The organism is Synechocystis sp. FACHB-908, from assembly GCF_014698595.1.
GTDB lineage: Bacteria > Cyanobacteriota > Cyanobacteriia > Cyanobacteriales > Microcystaceae > Synechocystis.
The window spans coordinates 17988-41731 of record NZ_JACJTH010000027.1; the positions used below are offsets into that span (position 1 = coordinate 17988).

Annotated in this window: 14 protein-coding genes; 2 read left to right on the forward strand and 12 right to left on the reverse strand. The window is 50.2% G+C overall.

Annotation, left to right across the window (positions count from 1 at the left end; all coding sequences use genetic code 11):
* Positions 1–64: 64 nt before the first annotated feature.
* The 7 genes from nifJ to H6G46_RS09375 all read right to left on the reverse strand — a co-directional run bounded on the left by nifJ (position 65) and on the right by H6G46_RS09375 (position 11842).
* Positions 65–3664, reverse strand: coding sequence for a pyruvate:ferredoxin (flavodoxin) oxidoreductase (nifJ, locus tag H6G46_RS09345; RefSeq protein WP_010873998.1), 3600 nt, complete (start codon positions 3662–3664; stop codon positions 65–67).
* A gap of 590 nt (positions 3665–4254) precedes the next feature.
* On the reverse strand, positions 4255–4962 hold the full coding sequence (locus H6G46_RS09350) for a Uma2 family endonuclease (RefSeq protein WP_010873999.1): 708 nt from the start codon (positions 4960–4962) through the stop codon (positions 4255–4257).
* A 6-nt stretch (positions 4963–4968) separates the two neighbouring features.
* Positions 4969–6816, reverse strand: a complete 1848-nt coding sequence (gene modB / locus H6G46_RS09355) for a molybdate ABC transporter permease subunit (protein ID WP_010874000.1) — start codon at positions 6814–6816, stop codon at positions 4969–4971.
* A gap of 46 nt (positions 6817–6862) precedes the next feature.
* Positions 6863–7675: a molybdate ABC transporter substrate-binding protein gene (modA, locus tag H6G46_RS09360; protein WP_010874001.1), complete on the reverse strand. Its 813-nt coding sequence runs from the start codon at positions 7673–7675 to the stop codon at positions 6863–6865.
* A gap of 21 nt (positions 7676–7696) precedes the next feature.
* Positions 7697–10282, reverse strand: a complete 2586-nt coding sequence (locus H6G46_RS09365) for an O-antigen ligase family protein (RefSeq protein ID WP_010874002.1) — start codon at positions 10280–10282, stop codon at positions 7697–7699.
* Between the two features lie 312 nt (positions 10283–10594).
* Positions 10595–11533 carry a GAF domain-containing protein gene (locus H6G46_RS09370; RefSeq protein ID WP_010874003.1) on the reverse strand — a complete coding sequence of 313 codons (939 nt, stop codon included), beginning with the start codon at positions 11531–11533 and terminating at the stop codon, positions 10595–10597.
* Between the two features lie 189 nt (positions 11534–11722).
* Entirely contained in the window at positions 11723–11842 is a 120-nt protein-coding gene (locus tag H6G46_RS09375; RefSeq protein ID WP_071822675.1) for a photosystem II reaction center protein Ycf12, read from the reverse strand.
* 142 nt (positions 11843–11984) lie between these two features.
* Here H6G46_RS09375 and H6G46_RS09380 point away from each other — a divergent pair, with 142 nt between their 5' ends.
* A complete protein-coding gene (locus tag H6G46_RS09380; RefSeq protein ID WP_010874005.1) occupies positions 11985–12356 on the forward strand; it encodes a YkgJ family cysteine cluster protein in 372 nt (123 codons plus the stop codon).
* Positions 12357–12390: 34 nt separating this feature from the next.
* Here H6G46_RS09380 and H6G46_RS09385 read toward each other — a convergent pair whose 3' ends face one another.
* Positions 12391–14553 carry an HAD-IIB family hydrolase gene (locus H6G46_RS09385; RefSeq protein WP_010874006.1) on the reverse strand — a complete coding sequence of 721 codons (2163 nt, stop codon included), beginning with the start codon at positions 14551–14553 and terminating at the stop codon, positions 12391–12393.
* A 135-nt stretch (positions 14554–14688) separates the two neighbouring features.
* On the opposite strand from H6G46_RS09385, the gene H6G46_RS09390 reads away from it, so the two are divergent.
* Positions 14689–15249, forward strand: a complete 561-nt coding sequence (locus H6G46_RS09390; RefSeq protein ID WP_020861982.1) for a hypothetical protein — start codon at positions 14689–14691, stop codon at positions 15247–15249.
* A gap of 124 nt (positions 15250–15373) precedes the next feature.
* Here H6G46_RS09390 and H6G46_RS09395 read toward each other — a convergent pair whose 3' ends face one another.
* Genes H6G46_RS09395 through H6G46_RS09410 form a run of 4 tightly spaced genes read right to left on the reverse strand, consistent with a single transcriptional unit; the run spans position 15374 to position 23655 of the window.
* Entirely contained in the window at positions 15374–15859 is a 486-nt protein-coding gene (locus H6G46_RS09395) for a CheW domain-containing protein (RefSeq protein WP_010874008.1), read from the reverse strand.
* A 31-nt stretch (positions 15860–15890) separates the two neighbouring features.
* The gene (locus tag H6G46_RS09400) at positions 15891–20099 is read right to left on the reverse strand and encodes an Hpt domain-containing protein (RefSeq protein ID WP_010874009.1); all 4209 of its coding nucleotides are present in this window, start codon (positions 20097–20099) and stop codon (positions 15891–15893) included.
* 16 nt (positions 20100–20115) lie between these two features.
* Positions 20116–20607: a methyl-accepting chemotaxis protein gene (locus H6G46_RS09405; RefSeq protein ID WP_010874010.1), complete on the reverse strand. Its 492-nt coding sequence runs from the start codon at positions 20605–20607 to the stop codon at positions 20116–20118.
* Positions 20608–20652: 45 nt separating this feature from the next.
* On the reverse strand, positions 20653–23655 hold the full coding sequence (locus tag H6G46_RS09410; protein ID WP_010874011.1) for a methyl-accepting chemotaxis protein: 3003 nt from the start codon (positions 23653–23655) through the stop codon (positions 20653–20655).
* Positions 23656–23744: the final 89 nt, after the last annotated feature.

Here is a 23744-nt window from a genome sequence, read left to right on the forward strand (position 1 = left end):
CTCATATTTGCCCGATGGGTAGGGGAACAAATAACCGATTAACGTTTGCCCCCTAATGCCGATTCTAAACAGATTTAGCAATTACCTCCGGAGATGGGGAAACACCATGGTTGTTACCGTTAATTTCCCCACCCAGAGAACGTTTCGCCAGATATTCGTACATGGCCCAGCGAGTGTTCACATCCCCTTGAGCTAACTTCATTAAGCGTTTGGCCTCCTCTGGTTGACTGCGGGTGAGCATGGCAAAGCGATTTTCCGAATAGACCGTTTTGTCAATGGCTACTTTTGGCGATCCCATATCCAATTGCAGGGGATTTTTACCTTCATCCGCCAACAAAGGGTTATAGCGGTAGAGCAACCAACGACCGCTGTCCACCAACTCTTTTTGATGGTTCATCGCGGTGGTCATATTAATGCCGTGGGCAATGCAGTGGGAGTAGGCAATAATTAACGAGACACCGGGATAGGCTTCCGCTTCCATAAAGGCTTTAATGGACTGCTCATTTTTGGCTCCCATGGCGATACTGGCCACATAGACGTTGCCGTAGGTCATGGCCATTAAGCCCAAATCTTTTTTGGGAGAGGGTTTACCCCCAGCGGCGAATTTAGCTACAGCGGCCCGGGGAGTGGCTTTGGAGGCTTGGCCCCCGGTGTTGGAATAGACTTCCGTATCCATCACCAAGATATTGACATTACGCCCACTGGCGAGGACGTGATCCAAACCGCCGTACCCAATGTCGTAGGCCCAGCCATCGCCACCAATAATCCAAACGCTTTTCTTCACGAGGTAATCCGCTACAGAAAGGAACATTTGGGCTTGGGGAGTTTCCAGATTTTGCAAACGTTGCTTAACCTGTTCTACCAATTGCCGTTGTTCAAAAATATCCGCTTCAGTGGTTTGGGCATTGTTGAGAATTTCACTTACCAAACTGTCTCCCAACTCCCCAGCAAAGGTTTTTAGCAATTCCCCTGCAAATTCCGTTTGCTTGTCGATCGCCACTCGGAAACCAAGGCCAAATTCAGCGTTATCTTCAAACAGGGAATTGGACCAAGCGGGACCGCGACCCTCAGCATTTTGGGCCCAGGGAGTTGTCGGTAAGTTGCCGCCATAGATGGAAGAGCAACCGGTGGCGTTGGCCACTAACATGCGATCGCCAAATAATTGACTGACCAGTTTCAAATAAGGGGTTTCCCCACAACCGGCACAGGCTCCAGAAAATTCAAATAACGGCTCCTGCATCTGTTGATGGCTGATTTTGTTCAAATTCAAACTGAGGCGATCGGGGTTGGGCAAATCTAGGAAAAAGTCCCAATTCTCCCGTTCCTGTTCCCGCAAGGGTAACTGGGGAGCCATATTAATCGCCCTTAAACGAGGCTGGGATTTATTTTTAGCCGGGCATACGTCCACACAGATGCCGCAACCGGTGCAATCTTCCGGGGCTACCTGGATGGTGAACTTAGAACCTTGCCAATCATGGTCTTTGGCATTGGTAAATTTGAAACTGACCGGAGCATTGGCCAATTCTGCCTCCTCGTAAACTTTGCCCCGAATCACAGCATGGGGACAAACAATGACGCATTTGCCGCATTGCACACAAACATCGGGGTCCCAAACGGGAATTTCGTGGCCCACGTTGCGTTTTTCCCATTGGGTAGTGGCGGTGGGATAGGTGCCATCGCAGGGTAAAGCACTGACCGGGAGATCATCCCCTTGCCGGGCCATGATTTTTCCTAACACTTCCCGCACAAACACCGGGGCGTTATCAGGCACCACCGGCCGCATAGCAGGGGCATCGTCGCTCACCGTTTCCGGTACGGACACTTCATAGAGATGGGCCAGGGTGGAATCCACCGCTTTAATATTCATCTCGACAATTTCCTGACCCTTTTTGCCGTAGGTTTTTTGGACCGACTGCTTAATTTTGGCGATCGCCTCTTCCCGGGGTAACACTCCCGCTAGGGCAAAGAAACAGGTTTGCATGACTGTGTTGGTGCGGCGGCCCATGCCCGCATCCCTGGCTACGTCATTGGCATTGATGGTGTAAACCTTGAGATTTTTGTCAATAATTTCCTGTTGTACTTTGCGGGGAAACTCTCGCCAAATTTCCTCTGGGCCGTAGGGGCTATTGACCAGGAAAACGCCGCCATCAACGGCTGGTTCCAAGACTTCAAACTGTTCCAAAAATTCCCACTGGTGACAGGCGACAAAATTGGCTTGGCTAATCAGGTAAGTGGACAGGATGGGATTAGGGCCAAAGCGCAGATGGGAAACGGTTACAGAACCGGATTTTTTCGAGTCGTAAACAAAATAACCCTGGGCGTAGTTATCCGTATCTTCGCCAATGATTTTGATGGAGTTCTTATTGGCCCCCACCGTACCGTCGGAACCGAGACCGTAGAAAATTGCCCGGACGACAGAATCTGCTTCCGTGGAAAAACTGGGGTCATAGTCGATGCTGGTGTGGCTCAAATCATCGTTAATGCCTACGGTGAAATGGTTTTTGGGGTTGGTTTGATTTAAATGGTCCAACACCCCTTTAACCATGGCGGGGGTAAATTCCTTGGATGACAGACCGTAACGGCCACCAATAATTTTCGGCATCATGCCCGCTTCAAAAAAGGCCGTCAGCACATCCTGATAGAGGGGTTCCCCAATGCTCCCCGGTTCCTTACACCGGTCCAGCACCGCTATTTTTTGCACCGTTTTTGGTAGAGCATTAACCAGGCGATCGCCAGCAAAGGGCCGATAGAGGCGTACTTTCAGTAAACCAACCTTTTCCCCTTGGGCAGTTAGAAAATCCACCGTTTCCTGGGCCGTTTCCGCACCAGAACCCATCAGCACAATCACCCGTTCCGCTTCCGGATGGCCACAATATTCATAGGGACGGTAATGGCGGCCGGTTAGCTGGCCAAATTGTTCCATCACCTGCTCCAGCACGTTGGGATAACTGGCATAAAAGGGATTAACCGTTTCCCTAGCTTGGAAATAGACATCCGGATTTTGGGCCGTCCCCCGCAACTTCGGGCGATCGGGGGTCAAAGCCCGTCCCCGGTGGGCTAGCACATCCTCATCCTTAATCAAACCACGGAGTACTTCCTGGGGTAAAAGCTCAATTTTTTGTTCTTCGTGGGAAGTGCGAAAACCATCAAAAAAGTGCAGTCCCGGTATCCTGGTGGCAAAGCTGGTGGCCGTGGCAATGAGGGCAAAATCGTGGGCTTCCTGGACAGAATTGGAACTTAACATGGCAAAGCCCGTATTTCTGGCCGCCATCACATCACTGTGATCCCCAAAAATAGATAGGCCCTGGGCCGCTAAAGAACGGGCCGCCACATGCAAAACCATGGCTGTTAATTCCCCAGCAATTTTGTGCATATTGGGCAACATCAACATTAAGCCCTGGGAAGCGGTAAATGTTGTGGTCAAAGCTCCCGATTGCAGAGCGCCATGGACAGTACCGGCGGCTCCCCCCTCGCTTTGCATTTCCACCACCAATGGTACGGTGCCCCACAAATTGGGCCGGTGTTCTGCTGCCCAAGCATCGGACCATTCCCCCATGGGCGAGGAAGGGGTGATGGGATAAATGGCAATCACTTCACTGAGCAGGTAGGCCACACGGGCCACCGCTTCATTACCGTCGAGGGTGGCATAGGTAGGTAAACTCATAAACGAATCGTCCTCAAAGGTTTCTGCAATGGCAACAAAAGCCAGAAATATGAAACAAAGCAGTCAAGTTTGTTAACAGTTGGGGATACTGCCGGGGGTTAATGGAGCGCTAAAAAATTGTTGAAAATAACACTAATGCCAAGAAAAATTAAACAACGTCAAGATTGTTTTTGTTGATTCTTAATTAAGGCCGGGGAAAGAGATAGCCCAAAAAACTTAGTCGAGAAATGGGGCTGCGAATTAGTCGTCAACGATTGGTGTTTGGTCATGGCGTTCTCTCTGGGTCTTAGTTTTATCTTGAACCCAAAATCAAAAAATGGAACACTTTCTTATTGTTTTTTAACGAGATCAAATACTGTGAAGTTTTGTAATTGCTCCGTGGCAAGAAGAAAATTTTGCCTTAGCTATTGTTTGGATTTCATGACAGCAGCAATGTCCACCCGATTGTTGACAATACTCGGACAGTACTCAGGCTAATTAGTTGATCCAATTTCAGCGACTTATTCCAATCACAATTTACAGCCAAATTAACTATAGTTTAAAAAATCGAATTAAAACCTCTGTCAAAATCTATTTTGGCAGCATTCACCTTACCAAATCAAATCTAAATCCAACACAAACATCGGTAAAACATTTTCCCCTGATAAATTGCTCGGATTTTTTACTACTTCCATCCCTTGACCCTGACGATAAATTTCTACTTCCTTACTTTGACGATTAATTAACCACCCCAACCGTGTGCCATTTTCTAAATATTCCTGCATTTTTTCCTGTAGGGGCTTTAAATTGTCGCTGGGCGATCTTAGTTCAATCACAAAATCAGGACAAAGAGGCACAAAGCCTTGTTTTTCTTCCTGTGTTAATGCTGTCCATTTTTCCAGGGAAATCCACGCCGCATCGGGGGACTTATCCGCACCATTGGGAAGTTTAAAGCCCGTGGAGGAATCAAAAACCTTACCAAGCTGATACTGTTTATTCCAGTGTCTTAATTGATAATTAATTTCGGAATTCTTTTCGCCAGTTTCTCCACCCGTAGGGGGCATAATGACTAAATCTCCCTGATAAGTTCTCTCAAACCGTAAATCACTGTTATTTTGACAAAGCTTATAAAACTGCTCGTCGGATAATTTTAAAGAATCCATTTTTATCTTTAGTGGACTCATAATTGTTCTCCCAATCATTGGGGGGCAAGCACAGGCCTCTAGTTTAACATCAAGACTTTGACTGCGTTGTGTTGTTTTGAGGATTGATTTACGGTGACATAACAGAAGTTTTTGCGTCGATCGCCGTTTGGCCATTCACGATTAATCGGGGGTTAACAACATCAATCGGTCGGGTTCCAAATGTATAGACCAAGGCTGGGGACAATGACGTAAAATCTGCCATTTTTCTTTAAATACCTCCGCCTGGAGGTGATAGTCATCGGTATCAACGGGAGGAATCCCTAATTTTAAATAAACCGTCATGCGATGGGGAGTTTCACTGGTCCACACCACCCAACCAGGAAAAGTATTGACCGGAGATTGATGGTGATCGCCAGCATCTAAAAACCGAATTTGATGGGCCCGAATCCCGATGTGGGTTTGGTCGGAAGAAACGGGTTCCGTTGTTTGTAAGGTGCATTGCCAGTCCAGGGCCCGGACAGTATGGCGATCGATGACTTGAATAGGAGAGTAATTTTTGCAACCCGTCAGTTGGGCAATGGTCACACTTCCAGGGCGATCGAAAATGGCTTGCTTGTCCCCAGTAGCTACCAATTTACCTTGGCTTAGTACGAGTAATTTCTGACAAATCCGATAGGCTTCTTCCAGGTTATGGCTGACGAAAAGGGTGAATCCTTTATAGCCAGAAAGGATTTTGAGCAACTGTTTTTCCAGTTCATAGCGTAGATGGGTATCCAGGGCAGAAAAGGGTTCGTCTAATAACAGAACATTGGGTTCCGGAGCTAAAGCCCGGGCCAGGGCGACCCGTTGTTGTTGGCCACCGGATAGCTGATGGGGATAACGATCGCCCATTTTTTCTAAATTTACTAAAGTCAATTGTTCTTCAACCCGGAGCGATCGCCGTTGGGGGGAGAGGTGCCGCAGACCAAAGGCAATGTTCTGGGCCACGGTCAGATGGGGAAATAGGGCATAGTTTTGCAACACTAAACCGACTTTCCGTTCATGGCTCGGTACATTGATATTTCGTTGTGAATCAAACAAAGTTCGACCATTAAGGATGATGCGCCCCTGGGTCGGAGTTTCTATCCCCGCAATGCAACGGAGTGTCATGGTTTTGCCAGAACCCGATGCCCCCAACAATCCCACCGTTTCCCCTTGGGTAGTAAATGTAACGTCTAAACTGAATTGCGCTAACTGCTTCTGAATGTTGACCTGGATCCCTGGCTCCACTTCCCCTAGCTTTGGGTAATGAGAAGAGGAATTTTCCCATCCATTGTTTTGGAATAAAACAGTTAACCGATGCTCCTGGGGCTGAGGGTTGTGAATTTTATCTTCATAACGTCTTTGCCAGATATTGGCAGCCATAATGCCAGCCAGGGAGATGACCAAAATAATGCCTACCCATAACCAAGCTTCCCCCATGGCCCCTGCTTCCACAGCAAAATAGATGGCCATTGGTATGGTTTGGGTTTGCCCCGGAATATTGCCCGCCACCATCAAAGTAGCGCCAAATTCCCCCAAGGAACGGGCAAAGGCGAGGGTGGTGCCAGCCAAAATACCGGGCAGGGACAGGGGTAATAGAATGCGCCGAAAAACTTCTCCCCTCGAAGCTCCCAGGGTTTGGGCAACTTGCAACAGATGGCGATCGACTTGCTCAAAGGCCCCCAATGTTGTTTTATACATCAGGGGAAAGGACACTACCGTGGCGGTGATCACAGCGGCATACCAAGTGAAAACGATGGTGACATCAAACTGGGCCAGGATTTTTCCCAACGGGCCATTTTTGCCAAACAATAACAACAGCAAAAAACCCACCACCGTGGGCGGCAAAATTAACGGCGCAATAAAAACGGCCTCAACCAAAGACTTTCCCGGCTGGCGATCGCCTAACATCCCATAGGCTGCCGCAATACCAAGGATGAATGTGACCACGGTTGCTAATCCGGCAGTTTTGAGGGAAATCCAGAGGGGAGTAAGGTCGGTGGCCATCGTGGGGCAATGTCGAACAGTTAAGGCAGTTTACGGCAATGGCTGATTATTCACCCGGGCCAAAACCATATTGACTGAAAACCTTCTGGGCTTCTTCACTAGCGAGAAATTGGCCATAGGTGCGGGCTGCTTCTGACTGGGGACTGGCCGCTATCACGGCGATCGGATAAACAATGGGGGCATGCAAATTAGCCGGGGCTTTAACCACAGTTTTTACTTGATCGGAAATTTGGGTATCGGTGGCGTAAACTATCCCAGCATCGGCATTGGCGCTTTCCACGGAACCTAAAACATTTCGTACCGAATTACCGTAAACAAACTTGGATTGTAACTGGGCCAAAATGTCTAGATTTTCAAAAACTTCCTCTGCATACTGCCCAGCGGGAACACTGCGGGGTTCCCCCAAGGAAATACGCTTAACGGCGGGGTCAGTGAGTTGCTGAAATTTGCTAATTTGTAGGGCGGAATCCTGGGGCACAACCAACACCAAACTATTACTGAGTAAATTGCGACGGGTATCGTTAATGATTAAACTTTTTGCTTGCAACCCATCCATTTGTTTAGACGCAGCGGAAATAAACAGATCAACCCTAGCTCCCTGCTCAATTTGCTGTTGCAGTGTGCCAGAAGCGGCAAAGTTGTAATTCACTTCAATGTTGGGATGGGTCGATTCAAACCGTGGGTCTAAGGTTTCCAGTGCATCCTGCAGGCTGGCCGCCGCCGACACAGTTAGGGTAATGGACTCTTTTGTTGGGACAACGAAAGTTTCTGAACTGGGGAACAATTGGTTAAACGAAGAAACTCCACACGCAGTCAATAAACCCACTAGGATCAGTAGCCAAAACCAAGCTAGTTTCATTTATTTCATCTTGAGATTTTTTTAGATTTTGGCGATCGCCTGCCAGAGTTCTGTCCGTAAAGGTTGCAGTTCATTGTCCAACTCCGGAGCGAGGATGGGGGAAGGCAACATAAACGGGAACCAAGTTACCAGGGGAAGATTTTCCGTCACTTGATAAAAATCGCTGGGGTTGGGGCCATCAATGTGGCGCAGATTAACCCCAAAGCCTAACCTCTGGCGACGGTACTGGAGTATGGGAGCGTAATCCCTCAGCCAAAGGTAAAAATCCGGCGCTTCCTGCAGAGAACGGAGGGTTTGCTGCAGTAAAGGTTCTGGCATAGGCGTTCCATTAACCTGGAGCCAAGCTTGATTGATTAACTCTTGGGCCTGGGCTGGATTTTGCCAAGCTTGTACCAATTTGGCCGCCAGATCGGGCAAAGCAGGGAGATATTCTTCAATACGCTCTGGATCTTTGCTCAATGCCAGTAAAGCCTGACTTTGGCGATCGCCAACTTTGGTTAACTCTGCTTCCGCCCGGGTAAATTGTCCCAACCACCAATAAATTCCTCCCTGGATTTTTCCCAAAAGGGTCTGAAAATTGGCATCATCTTGGTTTTCCTGCCGCAGTTGGTTGAGGGTTGACTGTATTTTTTCAATCAAAGGCGGATAAAGTCGAGCAAAATTAGGATCGCGCCACACTGGATTAGTAATAAACAAAGGATCCCGCAAACATTCCAGGCTAAAAGCGTCAATGGCCAGGTCTAACTTTTGTTGTACCAATAGACTCAGCCCTAGGCCAAAGAATACCCCCCGTTTGGCCGGCACCAACTGACTGGCGGTGGCAAAAGCTTGACTCGCTTGGCTGGGATTTTGCCCCAGGGTCAACCACCCCAAATTGTTATGGGTAAATTCCTGGTGGGGAGACGCTTCCACACTCCTCTCAAAAGCGGCGATCGCCTTGGTTACCAATTCCTGCCGTTGTTCTGGATCTGCCGTGGTCAAAGCAATGTTGCCCAAATTCCAACCCAACTGGGTGGGGTAATAGGCTTCCCAGGGAGCAAGATTTTCCGCTTGGGAAAGGTAATCGGTGAAAGCTGGTACATTTTCTGCTTCTAAAGCCCGGAACGCTATTTCTGACAGTTGCCAAGCCCGCAAAATGGGAAATAGCCAAACGGCGATCGCCAGCAGGAAAGCAATGCCAGCAAAAAACACTGGCCGAGCAAAACGACTGGATTTTGGTATTACTGGATCAGCAGAGTAAAGCTGTAGTAAACAGGCAAAATAAATAACAATAACGCCGCTAATGCAAACATTGTCCAATTGATAGTCAGTTAAACTAGTTACTCCGTAGGCTAACAATGCACTGGTGAGGGTCCAAATAAGAATTTTTACTACGTTTGAATCAACATCATTACCTTTAGTGTTAACTATATTTTGTTTGATTAAACTGCGAATTAATTGCCAAATTAAACCAATGATTAATAGTGAGGGAATTAATATGCCCCAAACTCCCAATTCCGCAAATAATTGGGCGGGGGTGGAATGAAGCTGGTAAATAAATTCCGATTCCCGCCCGGCCCATACCGGTCGATAGAGTTGATATTGTAGGGGTACATTACCCAAACCAATACCAGTCCAAGGATGGGCTGACCCCATGCGCCAACCAATTTCAAAATTAATTAAACGATAGGCAAACTGTCCCGCCCCTTGCCCTCCCATAATGCCGGTGAAGCTAGTAAGCAAACGGTCATTTGTACAAATAAAAATTCCCACCACGGCGATCGCCAAAGTGCCTAGGCCTAACCACCATCGCCAGGGCAATTGACGGAGCAGACCAATACCGATAATAACTAGTAACAATAAAGTAGCTAAACCTAATAGTCCCCCCCGGGAACTGGTGGTATAAAAATCAATTAATCCCAGCGATAAGGCAACGCTCCAAAACCAACGTTTTTTTCCTTCATTGAGCCAAATTAAAACACTCAGCAAAGGCAAAATTAACACTAGGTAACCCGCCACATAGTTTTGGTGGCCAATGGGAGCCCAATTTTGCAATTCCAGTATCCCAAAAGTAAAAGTTTTAGTAATGCCCATTTCCCTGGCGATCGCCGCTGATTGCCAAAAAGGAATGAGGGTTTGGGTAAACCACAGCAAAAGACTAATGACAATAAAGGCAAAACCCACATAGCCTTGAAAAGTCAATAACTTGTTAATGCTTACCAGGGGGTTGGTTTGAACTTTTAGCCAACTTCTTAGGCCGTATAAACCGGCTAGAAAAGCGCAAAATATCCAGCCATACCAACGGGCCTGCTGGGGAAATTCCGCCCCTACCACACTTAGCATTGCGGCGATCGCCAACGCCACCATTAACCAGTCGAACCCTAATCCGAGGGAAATTAAGCGTTTATTTTGTCCGATTTGCCACAAACACCACAGCGCAGTTAACCAAAACCAGGTCTGCCAAACAAAGACCCAGGGCCAACCCACCATCAAGCTATGGCCATTAGGTAACAGGGTGAATAGCCCATAGAGTAAGGCCGTCAATAGCCCCAACAATCGTCCTGGGTTACTAGAAGGGGAAGTGGATGAAGGGGAACTAACCGGAGGAGAGGATGAATCGGCGGCCATACTGGGCAATACTCACAGGAAAACACCTTTCCCATTTTGCCCTCTTCCCAGAAAAAAACCGCCCCGGAGGACGGTAATCAGATTTTCGTGTGTGAGGAGGAAATCGCGTCGAGTTCTGCTTATTTCTTAACCTCACTGTATCTACGATTCTAAACCAAAATTTAGGGCCCTCCACTCACCCGATTGAGTGAATCGCGGCGATCGCCTAGATGTTAGACTTGCCTCGGACCCATCGATAATGTCACCTTAACCAACACATTTTCCAAATTAATCGACCATGGCCAAGGGCAAGGCAAAGTCGGAAAAAGAACTTTAACCTTCCGTCTTGACCCTAAATTTTTTCTGTTCATGGGCTGCTGATTTTGCCGTTTCCATTGCATCGAGGAGTCCTTTTTCGGGGGAACGCTCCCCAATACCTATATCCGCCGTAATCTTTCCCTGCTCAAAGCCTAGGGCTAACCTTTCCCGAATAAAATCTGCTTGGCTAATATGGCACTCAATACAAAGAATGGCAAATTCCCTTTCCCCAATGCGGGCACAGAAGTCATCCTGGCGACAAACGGTTTTAATGATCTTGGCAGCCCGTTGCAAGATTAAGTCGTTAATAGGCTCTTCCCCTTTGGGCTCCGCTGCTTCCACCTCAACAATAATGACACTGACCGGAAAGCCAAATTTCTGACAGCGAATTTCCTCACTGGCTAACAACTTTTCCCAGCCCGAAAGGCTATAAAAACCAGTAGTTCCATCCCGTTCCTTCAGAAGTTGTTGATACTCTTCCCGCCGGGAAGCTATTTCCGCTTTGAGAAAAAAATCTAGGATAGTACTCAGCAGTTGGGCGATGAGCTCCACCAAGGGCAACTCGTCCACCAAACTATCGGGCTGAATTTCGGGATCAATGGCACAAAGGGTACCAAATAGGGAACCGTTACCATAGGTGATGGGCACCCCCACATAGGCTCCGATGTCCACCTGCTGGGCGATGGGGGCATTGCGGTAGGCTTCCACCAAGTTCGATTGGGGAGCAATATGGGGTCCTTCTCCCCTCACCATGCGGGAGCAAAAGGAATCGGGCCAATGGAACACATCCCCTCGCTTAACTCCGTAACCATTGTCCTGAGCCTGGAGTACGATCCAGTTATCTACCTCGGTGCGGGTGATCATCCACAGGGATAGCCCCATTCGTTGATGTAAATAGGTCAATGTTGCCTGGGCCGCACTATCAAAGTCAGGAAAGGAAGTGGTGGTGAACATCGGCTTGTCGGCGCCCTAGGATGGATTGGTAGATTCTGTTAATTCGGGAAGTTGAGAGATTCGGGTATTTGCTTGGCATATTCCCAAATGATTGTCCCTGCCTCCATTTTAGCTATGTTGTTGTTATGGGACATAAAAAAACCTCCCCACAGGAAGGTTTCTCGCCACAATAGGTCAGGCTGGCATAGTCTATAGATCGCCGCCTCGGAAGGCTAGCACAAACACCACCGCCGGCCCAGCAAGAACAATCAGGCCCAAAAAAGTCAACTGAAAAATAGGTTCTAAATTGAGTGCGGCTAATAATTCCATAATTTCTCCTGTTAAAAACTGCTGGCTAGACTCAACGTAAGCAAGGATAATAAAACCAATGTCTATAATAGCTGGGTTGGTTTCGTCCCCTGGACTTGCCGTCATAAAAATACATAAAGTTATGTGAAGAAGGAGACCGGCCATGGCAACTTGGTATTGCATGCAGGGATGTGGCGCTTGTTGTAATCTCACCCCAGAAGACCGGCCGGAGTTGGCCGAGTATCTCGCCCCGGAGGAGTTAACCCTCTACCACAGCCTAGTGGGGGCAGACGGTTGGTGCGTTAATTACAACCACGGCGATCGCCTCTGCCAGATTTACGAAGATAGGCCCAGTTTTTGCCGGGTGAAACCAGATAACTTTGCCCGGATGTTTGGCATTGCTCCGGCGGAGTTCGACGAATTTGCTAGCCATTGCTGTGAAGAACAGATTGAAGGAGTTTATGGCCCCCGGAGTGGGGAATTAAAAAGCTATCGCCAGGGATTACCGAAGTTTGAGGTAGATAGCCATTTTTAAGCTATTTTTAACTGTTCTCGATGATTTCGGCTGGTTAAACGGGGTCTAACAACTCAAAGAAGCGGTAATGGGCCAGACCGTCCAGAATACCGGCGGCGTAACGTTTTTCGGAAAAATAAATCGGTTCGATCTCCCCTAGATTAGAAAGTTCCTCATGGTGACGGTTAGCCACGACGACGGAAAGGGTGTTACCCCGCATCATATCTTCGTCGGCTCCCGATCCTCCGGCGGTGAAAACGTGCTCCAGGGGAATATTCCACTGTTGGCTCAACCAACGCACAGCATAGCCTTTGGAAGCTCGGATGGGCAGAATATCCAAAAATTGACCAAAGGAAATGATGGTATTTACGGTTTGTTCCCCTTTATGCAACAGTTGCCGAATTTCTTCTAGGTTAGGGGCGATCGCCGCATCGTAGAAATAGCTAATTTTATAGGCGCTCAGTTCTTCCTTGGGTTGGAGGGCTAAACCGGGTAATTCCCCCAAAATACGCACAATGGCGTTACGGTTCCACAAATAATCAATGTGATTGCGCCAACTCTGGTCGGGGATCAAATCCGGGGAAGAATAAATTTCCGTGCCCATGCTGGTGATCAACATATCCGGTTGGGGAATGCGATACTCCCGCAAAATTTTCAGCACCGAATCCAATCTTCTCCCAGTGGCAATGCAAAAGCCGACATTTTTTCGATGTTGATACAGCACTTCCAGTAATTCGTCCAACGTCTGGCGATCGCCCGGTAATCCCCCCTGTAATGCCCCCAGTAAATTTTGGTCCAAACTAGTAACCAGGGCACCGTTATAGTACAAAGTCCGCCGCCGCTTTAAATCACTACGTTTCAGCACTGAAGTCTGTTGGGTCAGAGCGTTGATGGCTTCTAAATAACTTTCAACGTGGGAAGGCCAAGAATAATGGCGCTTAACTCCCTCTAGACCACTTTCAGAAAGGAATTGCCATTGTTGTTTGTCGTTTAGTACTTTGAGCAATTTATCCGCAATATCCACTTCATCGAGGGGATTAATTAGATAGCCATTCTGACAATTTTTGATAATATCCACCGGGCCCCCATCCTCCGTGGCCACAATGGGCACACCACAGGCCGCCGCTTCAATCAAAGTTAAACCAAAGGGTTCCGTCAAAGCCGGATTGATAAATACTCCCTGGGATAAAGCAGTGAGGCGAAACAAAGCATACACATCCTCCGCCTGATTCTGTTTGGGGTAAGCCACTTTGCCGTAGAGATCGTAACGGTCAATGGTCAACAGTAAATCCGTCAGTACTTCCCTCGGCCCCTGGTCTAGATCCGTGATGTCATCCCGATTGCCCGCCACAATGACCAAATTGGCCTGGGCCTGTAACTGCGGGGACTGGCCATAGGCTGCAATTAATTTATGGATATTTTTGCGGGGATCCGGTCGGGACAAAGCGAGGATAATAGGCTTACGGGGATGCCGTAGAAATCGTTGCAACTCTTGAACAATGGGCGTTTCCCACTCGTTCCCTTTGGGGGGATAAAACTTTTCTAAATCAGTGCCGGGGGGAATAACCAACATCTGGTCTGGCTGGTAATAGTCGTATTGGGCGTACTGTTCTGCGATTTCCTGATGGGTACTGGTAATCACCCTCGCCGCTGATCCTAGGGTTTCTTCCTCCGCGTTAATCCGGCGGGCCATATTGTAACGGCTTTCAATTTCGTCGGCTTTAATCCCACTGAGCAGGAGACGGGTGCGCTTACTACGACCCAGGGAATGTCCGGTGTGCACCAAAGGAATACCCAATTGGTGAGAAAGTCTGGTGCCCACGTAACCCGCATCGGCGTAATGGCTATGGATGACATCGGGCAGTTCGGGCTGTTCTTTGAGATAGTCCAGGGCATGGTCAGCAAAATTATCCAAATAGTCCCAGAGCATTTCCTTGGCAATATATTCCTCCGGGCCGCACTCAATGCGAACAATCTGGGCCCGATCGCCAATGAGTTCTCTAGGCTGGGCATAATCTGCATCTACTTTGGGATCTTTAATTAAACGGGTCAGCAAATCCACCCTGGCCACCTGGGGATTTTTTACCAAGGCCCGGGCCAGTTCCAGCACATATTTGGTTTGCCCGCCGGTGTCGGCATCTCTGCCCAACTCAAGGTTTTCTCCCCGAATTAAACCATGGACACTAATTAGTAAAATGTATTTTGATGAATAGCTCATAAGTTTTACAAATTACTATAATTGCTGTTGAGGAATGTCACAGGGTACCATGGCGACGATTTTAACGCCTGCAATTAATCAATGTTTTCTCCCAGTTCTGTTAGAATGCCCCCAATCTTCGTCCCAAATGTTCCGATGACCTATGTTAACTGGCAGGCCCTGGCCGCAATCTCTGAGTTACAGCCCTATTTTGCCGAAGATGTTGCTGGCTTTCAGCAACAAATTGAACAACATTTGCCCGGATTAGCGGCGATCGCCCCTGAAGAATTAGACAACTTAGCAGTTTTGCGGGTACTGGAAGTCTCTAATGGCTGTTTGCAGTGGGCTTTCCGTCGCCAAGACGAACATTGTTTATCGGTGGAACAAACCAGGGAATGTATGCAAACGGTAATTGGTTTTATTAAAGTTAAAAAAATTGCCTGTCCCAGTGGCAAAATTATTGCTTTCACCCCGGCGATCGAACAATTAATCGAGCAGACAACCCAGCTTTATCGCCAAGCTTTCAAACAAAATAATCAAACTGCCAAACAAGAATATTACGCCTATTCCACCGCCCAATTCATTGCCTATGGCGGCGATCGCCTCAACCAAGCCCAAGATCTAGTGGAACAAGAATTCAGTCCTCTACTTACACCCCATTTTGTCCTGCGGGGGAAAAATTATATTGCGCCCTACCTACAAGCCATTACCCCCTAGGTAGTTCTCCAGTGTGCACAAGCTTCACCGTGGAGTGAGTATTGCCGGTTCCCAGGCTTACAACCCATTATTTTGAAACAGATTCAGGGTATTCCTCAACTTCCTTGGCGATCGCTGTCCCAATTCACAGCAGAAGATCGGGGTCGAGCAAAAACACCGTCAACTTTTCCGACTTTTCTTCCACCACCATCACATGGCTGGCCGATTGGAGAGTGTCATTTTGGCGATAAGAATCGGGCAATTGACGAATTTGTCGGGGCAACACATCCAGCAACGTGGGGGCATTATTAACCAAGAGACAAAATTCTTCCCCACTCCGATTTTTAGTCAAAATGAAATACTGTTTCGTTGACGTCGTCGGGGGCTGGGGCACCCCAAAAAAGCGGCGATATAGGTCCACCATGGTGACAGAACGATTTTCTAAGTTCACCAATCCGGTGGCTGACAGACCACTGCCATGGGCAGGGCCATGGGGCAAAATTTTTACCACTAGGGCAATGGGTAGGGCCAAGTTAAGTTTTCCCACAGCAAAAAGGAGAAACTTTTCCGGTCGAACCGAGGGCTGACCGACCTGAACAGAGGCATCAACAGAGGAAGAATGAAGCGCCATATTGGGGAAAAAGGAAAATGATAACTGTTAATTAACTGCTGACCGATAACAGGCCAGTGGCCAGAAGCTCTTGCACTGCTCCGAGGAACTGTTGCTCAATATAGGGCTTGGTGAAATAGGCGTTGGCCCCCAAGGTCTTGGCTAACTGTCGGTGTTTTTCACTGCCCCGGGAAGTGAGCATGGCCACGGGAATTTTGAGTAGATCTGGATTGCGTCGCCGTTGCCCAAGGAACTCAAAGCCATTAAGGTTAGGCATTTCCACATCACAAATAATCAAATCCACCTCCCCGGCTTGGGCCAGTGTCTTCAGGGCCTCCTGCCCATCCTTAGCCTGCATCACCCGGTAACCAGACCTTTCCAGGGTGAAAGCCAGGGTACGCCGTAGGGCCGCCGAATCATCCACCACCAAAATCGTTTTGGCCCTCCGCCCTGGAGTGGGAAGAGGTTCCACCCCTCCATCGGCCATGGCCAAATTGTCTGTTCCCTTTTGCCAGTGCCATTCCAACAGCAACGCCCCATTCACCACCGGGATCAGGGTGCCATCTGCCAGGATAGTAGCCCCATAAAGGTAGGAAGGGGCCGGTAGCAGAGACGAAAAGGGTTTAATTACCAATTCCTGTTCCGTCACCAAACGGTTCACTTCCAGAGCGTAATATTGCTGACCGAGCCGCAGTAGCACCAGGGGTAAATGCCAATTATCTGGTTGGGGTACCGTGGTCAACAACTTACTAGTTTGTTGCTCCGACAAAGGACAGTGATAGGGCAGTAATTGGGTCAAGGAATAAATCGGGATAGTCAACTCTTGCCAATGGAGAAAGCGTTGTCCCCCACTGGTTTTGATCTGTGTCGCCGTCGGTACCATCAACTCCGCGACACTATCAGAAGGAATGGCGATCGCCGTTGGAGCCCCCTGGTTTTGCCCCACCAAACACACCAGCAACTTAGCAATGGTGAGGGTCAGGGGTAACCGCAAGGAAAACACCGTCCCCCGCCCAGGGCGAGAAGACACCACAATGGTTCCCTTCAGCGCCTGCAACTGTTGCCGCACCACATCCAGCCCCACACCCCGGCCCGACAGCTCGCTCACCTGGTCCGCCGTAGAAAAGTTGGGCTCAAAAATCAAATTATCAATCTGCTCCGTTGTTAACCGTTGCCCCTGCTCCTCAGTAACCAGACCCCGTTCCACCGCCCGCCGCAGAATCTTTTCCCGGTTCAGCCCGCCTCCATCATCCCGCATTTCAATGATGGTCTGATTGCCTTGGTGATAGGCATGGACCTCAATGGTCCCCATGGCCGGTTTCCCCATGGCCAACCGGGTCCCCTCATCCTCAATACCATGGTCAAATGCATTACGGAGTAGATGGAGCAAGGGGTCATACAGTTTTTCCAACGCCAAACGATCCACCAACACCCCCGTGCCATGGAGCTTAATCTGCACCGGCTTATTAAACTTACTAGCCATATCCCTGAGCAGCCGGGGAAAACGTTGCAAAATTTCCCCCAGGGGCAACATCCGGGCCCACATCAGCTCATCCCGCAGGGAAAATAGCATCTGCTTTTGGGCATCCACTGTTTGATTGGCCGCCCTGGAAAATAGCACCACATCATCCACGGCCTCCTCCAACTGCATCATTTCTTCCAAAATTTCCTGCAACTGGGCCGATAGGGTGCCATAGGAATCCATTTCCAGGGCATCGAAGTTATGCTCTAGCCATCCCTGGGACCTTGGCTGGGCCCGCAACATCGCTTCCCCCTCCGGCCGGATTGCCAACTGGTCCGCCAACTGCCTCAGTTTCAGCGCCATGGTCTGGAAGGTGCCAAAACGTTGCCCCAGGGCTCCCACAGCCGTTTGCAATTGCTGATTTTGTAAAGACAGGCTATTGCGATTAATGGCCAATTCCCCCACCCAATTATTCATCCGCTCCAACCGTTGAAAATCCACCCGGATGGAAAGATTAGCTGGATTTTGCTCCCTGGGCATGGCCCGCCGTTCATGGGTGCGTTCCACGGGAGGAGCCGGAGCTGCCACTGCCTCTACTTCAGCCTGGGGAATGGTCGCTGGGGTCGTTGCTAAGGGGGGCAAGGAATCAAAGGCTTCCTCTACCGCCTGCACCAGAGATAACGTTTCTAGGGAAGCATCGACAAAATCCACCTCAGCCACGGGAGAAAGGGATTCTTTCCCCAGTTCATCGGCGGTCAACCCGCCAAAAACATCCTCCAGGGAAGGAGGCGATTCCACCGTTTCAGCCTCTACGGTGGTTTGTTCTAGGATTGGGGACACTTGCTGCTCGGGCTGAGATTGCCATGACCCAGTCATTGGTGTAGTGGGGGGAGAAGGTTCTTCCTCTAGCTCATCTTCGTCATCACCAAAAAATAGATCCCCCAGGACTCGAGCCGGAGCCGAAGTTGGTTGGGGCCGGGATTCTGCCGGAGCAGCAAGCCTTTGACCCAGGGCCAAAAGTTCGGTACTTGCTTCCCCTCCCCGTTGGCGATCGCCATTTTCCAACACTTGCTGAGTAGCAACTTGCCAGTCTGCCAAAGCCTGATTAGCAATAGTAGAGACTTGTTCTGGGTTGGCTTCCAGGGCCTGATGCACCGCCGCACAAATCCCCTGGAACCCTGGCAAATTCAAAATTTCCGCTAGCCCCAGGAAAATTTCCGTTTGACTGGTCAGGGCTTCCCGCAGGGCTTCCGGGCCCCGTTGCCGAGCTTCTGTCACCGCCGCCATGCCCCCGGCAATGTCCACCTCGAATATGGACGCCACCACATCTACCCCCAAATCAGCAGAGCTGGGTAGAAACTGTTCCCCCGCTGCCAGATGGACTCCCAACCGTTGCTCTAGATTTAGGATCGGCCCCTGGGCGCTCTGCCAGGCCGTTTCTGGATCATAGTACCCCTGGTCGATTTGTTGCTCCAAGGGGTTCCGCAGACAGTCAAACCCTTGCAATAACAGGGTTTCCATCGTTTGGTCTAGGACTACCTCTTCGCTATAGAGCGCCTTGAAAATGTCCTCTAGTCGGTGGGCAATATGTTTAATTGTTTCCAACCCCACACTGGCCGCTCCCCCCTTGAGGGAATGGGCCGCCCGCATAATGCCATGGACCACCGCCGCTGAGCGGTCTTGACCAATGGTCAACAACCCCGTTTCGATTTCTTGTAGCAGTGTTGGCGCTTCTTCAATGAAAAATCGATAGGCCGGTTCTTCTAGATTCACCCGTTCTGGCCCCAGGCTGGGCTGGCGATCGCTAGCGGGAATGTCCCCTTCCCCTGGCTGGAATGTCATCTCCGTCGGTGTTTCCTCCCATGCCGCAAAGACATTTTCCTCCGCTGTGCTAATGGCCGTAGGAATGTCCCCCAGCTCCGGAAAGTCCATACCCCAAAATTCTTCCCCCACTTCCCCACCGCCAAACACTTCCTCCAACCCCGCTATGGCGGCTAAATCCCGTTCCCCTTGCCCCCGCACCAATGCCAACAGCGCTTCACTCGGTTCTCCTCCCCGTTGGCGATCGCCTTTTTCCAGCACCTGGCCACAGCTATGTTGCCAATTTTCCACCGCCACTAATGCTAATTCCCCGACAGATAACCCAGGATTATCCAAGCCCTGCGCCACCAGATCTGTAATTTCCTTAAATCCAGGCAAATTGAGAATCTCCGCCAGCCCGGCAAAAATTTCCGTCTGGGCCGCCAGGGTTCCCCGCAACCTTTCTTCGTCATCCCCAGCCAACGCCTCGCCAATCTCTGCCAACCCTTGGGCAACGTCCACCTCAAACAGGGATGCCACAATGTCCACCCCCAAGTCAGCAGAGCTGGGCAGAAACTGTTCCCCCGCCGCCAGATGTTCCCCCAACTGCTCCTCAATGGCCGCAATCACCGGCAACCCCTGCACCAAAACTTCAGTATGCTCCAACTGCCCCGTTTCAATCTGGGTGGTGAGGGCTTGTTTAAGATAATCGAACCCTTCCAAGAGCATTCCTTCCAACCTGTCATCCACCACCACCGCATCGCTATAGAGCGCCTTGAAAATGTCCTCCAGCCGGTGAGCTAATTCTTCAATGGCCGGTAGTTGCACACTGGCCGCCCCGCCCTTAATGGAATGGGCCGCCCGCATAATGCCATGGATCTGGGCTGGTGTCCTCTCTCCCCGCAACTCCAACAGCCCCATTTCAATCACACTGAGCAATTCCGGTGCTTCTTCAATGAAAAACTGGTAGGCGTGGTCACGAATGTCGGAGTTGAGCATGGGGGCAAAGGGGAAATTAAGGGTTAGATAGGAGGGTTTCAGCTAGTTGGTGCCAATATTGCTGGTTTGTTTCCAATTGTTGGTGATGGCCATTCAGTTGCTGGTTGCTTTCCCTGATACTGCCGGTCAATTCCCTCGCCTGGGACTGGATCGTCACAATTAAAGCCTCCATGGCCGCCGTTGCTTCCGCCGATTGGGCCGCTAAACTCCGCACTTCGTCTGCAATTACCGAAAAGCCCCGGCCCTCCTCCCCAGCCCGGGCCGCTTCAATGGACGCCTTCAGGGCCAACAGATGGGTCTGGGCCGCAAATTGTCGAATCAAATTAATTGCTTTGGCAATTTCCTGGGTGGAACTATCCAACTTTTCCAGTTGTTCCCCCGTGGTGGCCATGGTAGCCCTCACACTACGCATGGTTTGCAGACTCTCCGCTTGTCCCTGGCTAATTTGCCCAGACAGCATGGCCGTCTGGTCCTTGGGGGGTTGGTATTCGCTTGCAATGGTGGACATATTGATTGAATGTCGGTTATGGGTTTAGTTATACATTTGGTCAGATCACTGCACTTTGAACTGTTTAACCGCCTCTTGCAATGACTGGGCCACTGCCAACAGTTCCTTAAAGGTGGCAGATACCCCACTCGCTTCACTGGAGTTTTTATCCGCAATCTGGGCCACCAGAGCCATGGTCTGGGTCACCGATTCACTGGTTTGGGACTGCTCAATGGCCGCAGAGGTGATCGCTTCCACCAAGCCACTAATCTGGGCACTCACCGCCGTAATTTGGTTCAAGCTCCGCCTGGTTTCTTCTACCAATTTGGTTCCCACCACTACCTGTTCGGTGCCCGCTTCCATGGCATTCACTACTTCATTCGTTTCCGCCTGAATTGTCGCCACCAATTGGGCAATTTCTGCCGTTGCTTCCGCTGATTGCCGTGCCAGGGAACGTACTTCATCGGCTACCACCGCAAATCCCCGTCCTTCTTCACCAGCATGGGCGGCTTCAATGGCAGCATTTAGGGCTAGGAGGTTGGTTTGGTCAGCAAAGCTGCCAATTAGGTTCACCACTTTGGAGATCTTTTGGGATGATTCCCCCAATCGCTTCACCTGTTTGGCGGTGGCGGCCACCGTTTCCCGAATTGCGACAATGCCATCCACGGTGCGGTTCATGGCATCTTCCCCTTGGTCCACCGTTTGGGTCGCCCGTTGTACTGCTGATTCTGCTTGGGCAGCATTTTCTGCCACTGCTTGAATGGACTTGTTCATGGCCTGAAGCCGCTCCAGGGCCTCTGCCACATCCAAGGCCTGGCGATTGGCTTGCTGGGCTAGTTGCCGCACTGCCACTTCGTTGGTGTCGGTGGTCTCAGTAAATTGACTAGCAGCGGTTTGTACTTGGGTTACAATGCGCCGCAGACTTTCAATAGTTGCGTTGTAGGAGTCGGCGATCGTGCCAATTTCGTCCTCGGTCACGTGGGCTCGGATGGTCAAGTCCCCTCGACTGACAGGGTCTACCTCCATCAGCAGTTCCAAGGCCCGCTTTTGCATTTTTTCACGCATTTGTCGTTGTTCTACTTCGGCGATTTTCTGTTGGGCTAAGAGGTCGGAGCGTTCTAAAGCTAGTCCCACCTGCACAGTCAATTGGCCAAATAAATCAATTTCATTCTGGTGCCAGTCCCTCGGCCCGGAGCACTGGTGGGCGATGAGTAGTCCCAGCAGATTGCCTTTGTAGTTGATGGGGGCGACAAGGTTGGCTTTGACTTCAAAGGGTTTGAGCTGGCCAATGTGGCAGGGGGTCAGGCCGGCGTTGTAAATATCTCGGGTGGCTTGGATACGTCCAGAACGGTATTTTTCTACATAACTATCAGCAAAGCAGGGGTCGGCAATGGTGGCCCCCAAGGCTTTGGGATATCCTTCTGCTACCGATTCCACAATTACTGTGCCGGCCCAGGTGGCATCGAACCGATAGACAATGACCCGGTCTGCTTTGAGCGCCAGACGAATTTCTTGGGCGGCGATGTCAAAAACCTGCTCGCTGTTGATGGCAGCGGAAATTTTCAGAGTCAATTCTTTAAGGATTTGGGCTTGCTGGGCGCTTTCATTTCTTTCCTGGATCAGGTTGGCCCGGTCCAGGGTGGTTTGTAGTTCTTCGGTCAACTGCTGAAGAAACTGTCTTTCCCTCATTTCCCACTGGTGGGGACGTTGGCAATGGTGGGCCATGAGCAGGCCGAGGGGGTAGTTATCCCGGTGTAGAGGTACGGTCAAGCTCGCTTTGACTTGATGTTGCTCTAACCATTGGCGATGGGGGTTACTGATACTGGCACCGCTGGTGTCATTGATGGCAACGATCTGGGAAGGCATATCTTCCTGGCCCCAGGGATGGGGATCTTTGCTGTCAATTAAACCTTGAGTGGTTAAGTCCAAAGCTTGCACTACCATGGCTTCAGGCTGATAGCGGGGATGGTAGTAAAACACTAGTCGCTCACAACCAAACAAAGCTCTGGCTTGGTCGAGGTTCTTCTGAATTACGCCTTGAATTTCGTCAATGTCGGAAAGGTTGGCCCGGGATAGTTCGGTCAGCAGTTCTGCTTGTTTAAGGGATAAATCCTGCTGGTGGCGCAATTTCTCCACCTGGGCACTGAGAGCATCAATGGTTTGGTCGGCGATCGCCAGTTCATCACCGGCCACGGCTAGAGGTTGGTCGAGGTTCCGGTGGGAATGCTTAGCTTTCAAGGCCAGGGCGGTTTGAGCTTTGGTATTTTCCCCCACCATCCAGTAGGCAACGAAGGCAGCCCCCACCGCGGTCACCAAAAGCCCAATCAGAATTTGGTCACGGATTTGCTTAGTGGTGGAGTCCTTGACCTGTTGTTCCGTTTGGGGCACTGGAAGCCTGTCCACACTGCTGAGATTGAGCCCTCCAATCACCCCAGCGGGGATCAAACCAATTAACAGGGCTATCAACACAGCTTTATTGCGGAGGGAAAGTCCTCCACTTTGGGTAGGTGCCTGGATTGAGGTAGACATCGGACTCAAATTATCCGGGTCGGCGATCGCCATGAGGGGAGCCAGGGGTTGCATGGGGGGTAACTCCACCTTGGGCAAATTGATCGGGGGCGGCGGGGTCAACTCTACGGCCGATTGGGTCAGTGCGGCCAGGGCATCGGTGTCAATGGCGGGGTTGGGGTTAGGGGAAACATCCTCCACGGCGGTATTTTCTGCTATAAAAGCCTCTGCCATGAACTCAGCCCCATCTATCTCCGGTTCCTCGGTCAAATTTTCCAGGGAAACCAATGTTTTTGCTTGTGTATCTGCCTGGATTCCACGGTCTGCCTCATCCCCGTTGATGTCAGTTTCCTTGCCATCGCTAAACCAATCCAGGGCATCCCCTACCTCACTTTTATCCTCTCCATCGATGGTGGCAAAAGAAGCGCTGGTTTCCGACGATTCGTCCTGGGCAGCGGCCGTGTCCGTCAACCCAGTAAAAAGAGCGCCATCAAGGGTCTCGCCATTGGCGACGGATTGGGCAGTGTCAGGACGGCGATCGGAGGAAGGATTTTGGGTCATGGTTAAAACTTACCAGTTAGGCAACATGGGTAGGGCAGGGTGGACATCAGTACCTCAAGCACGGTAATGGCCCTTGGGTGGAGGTCTAC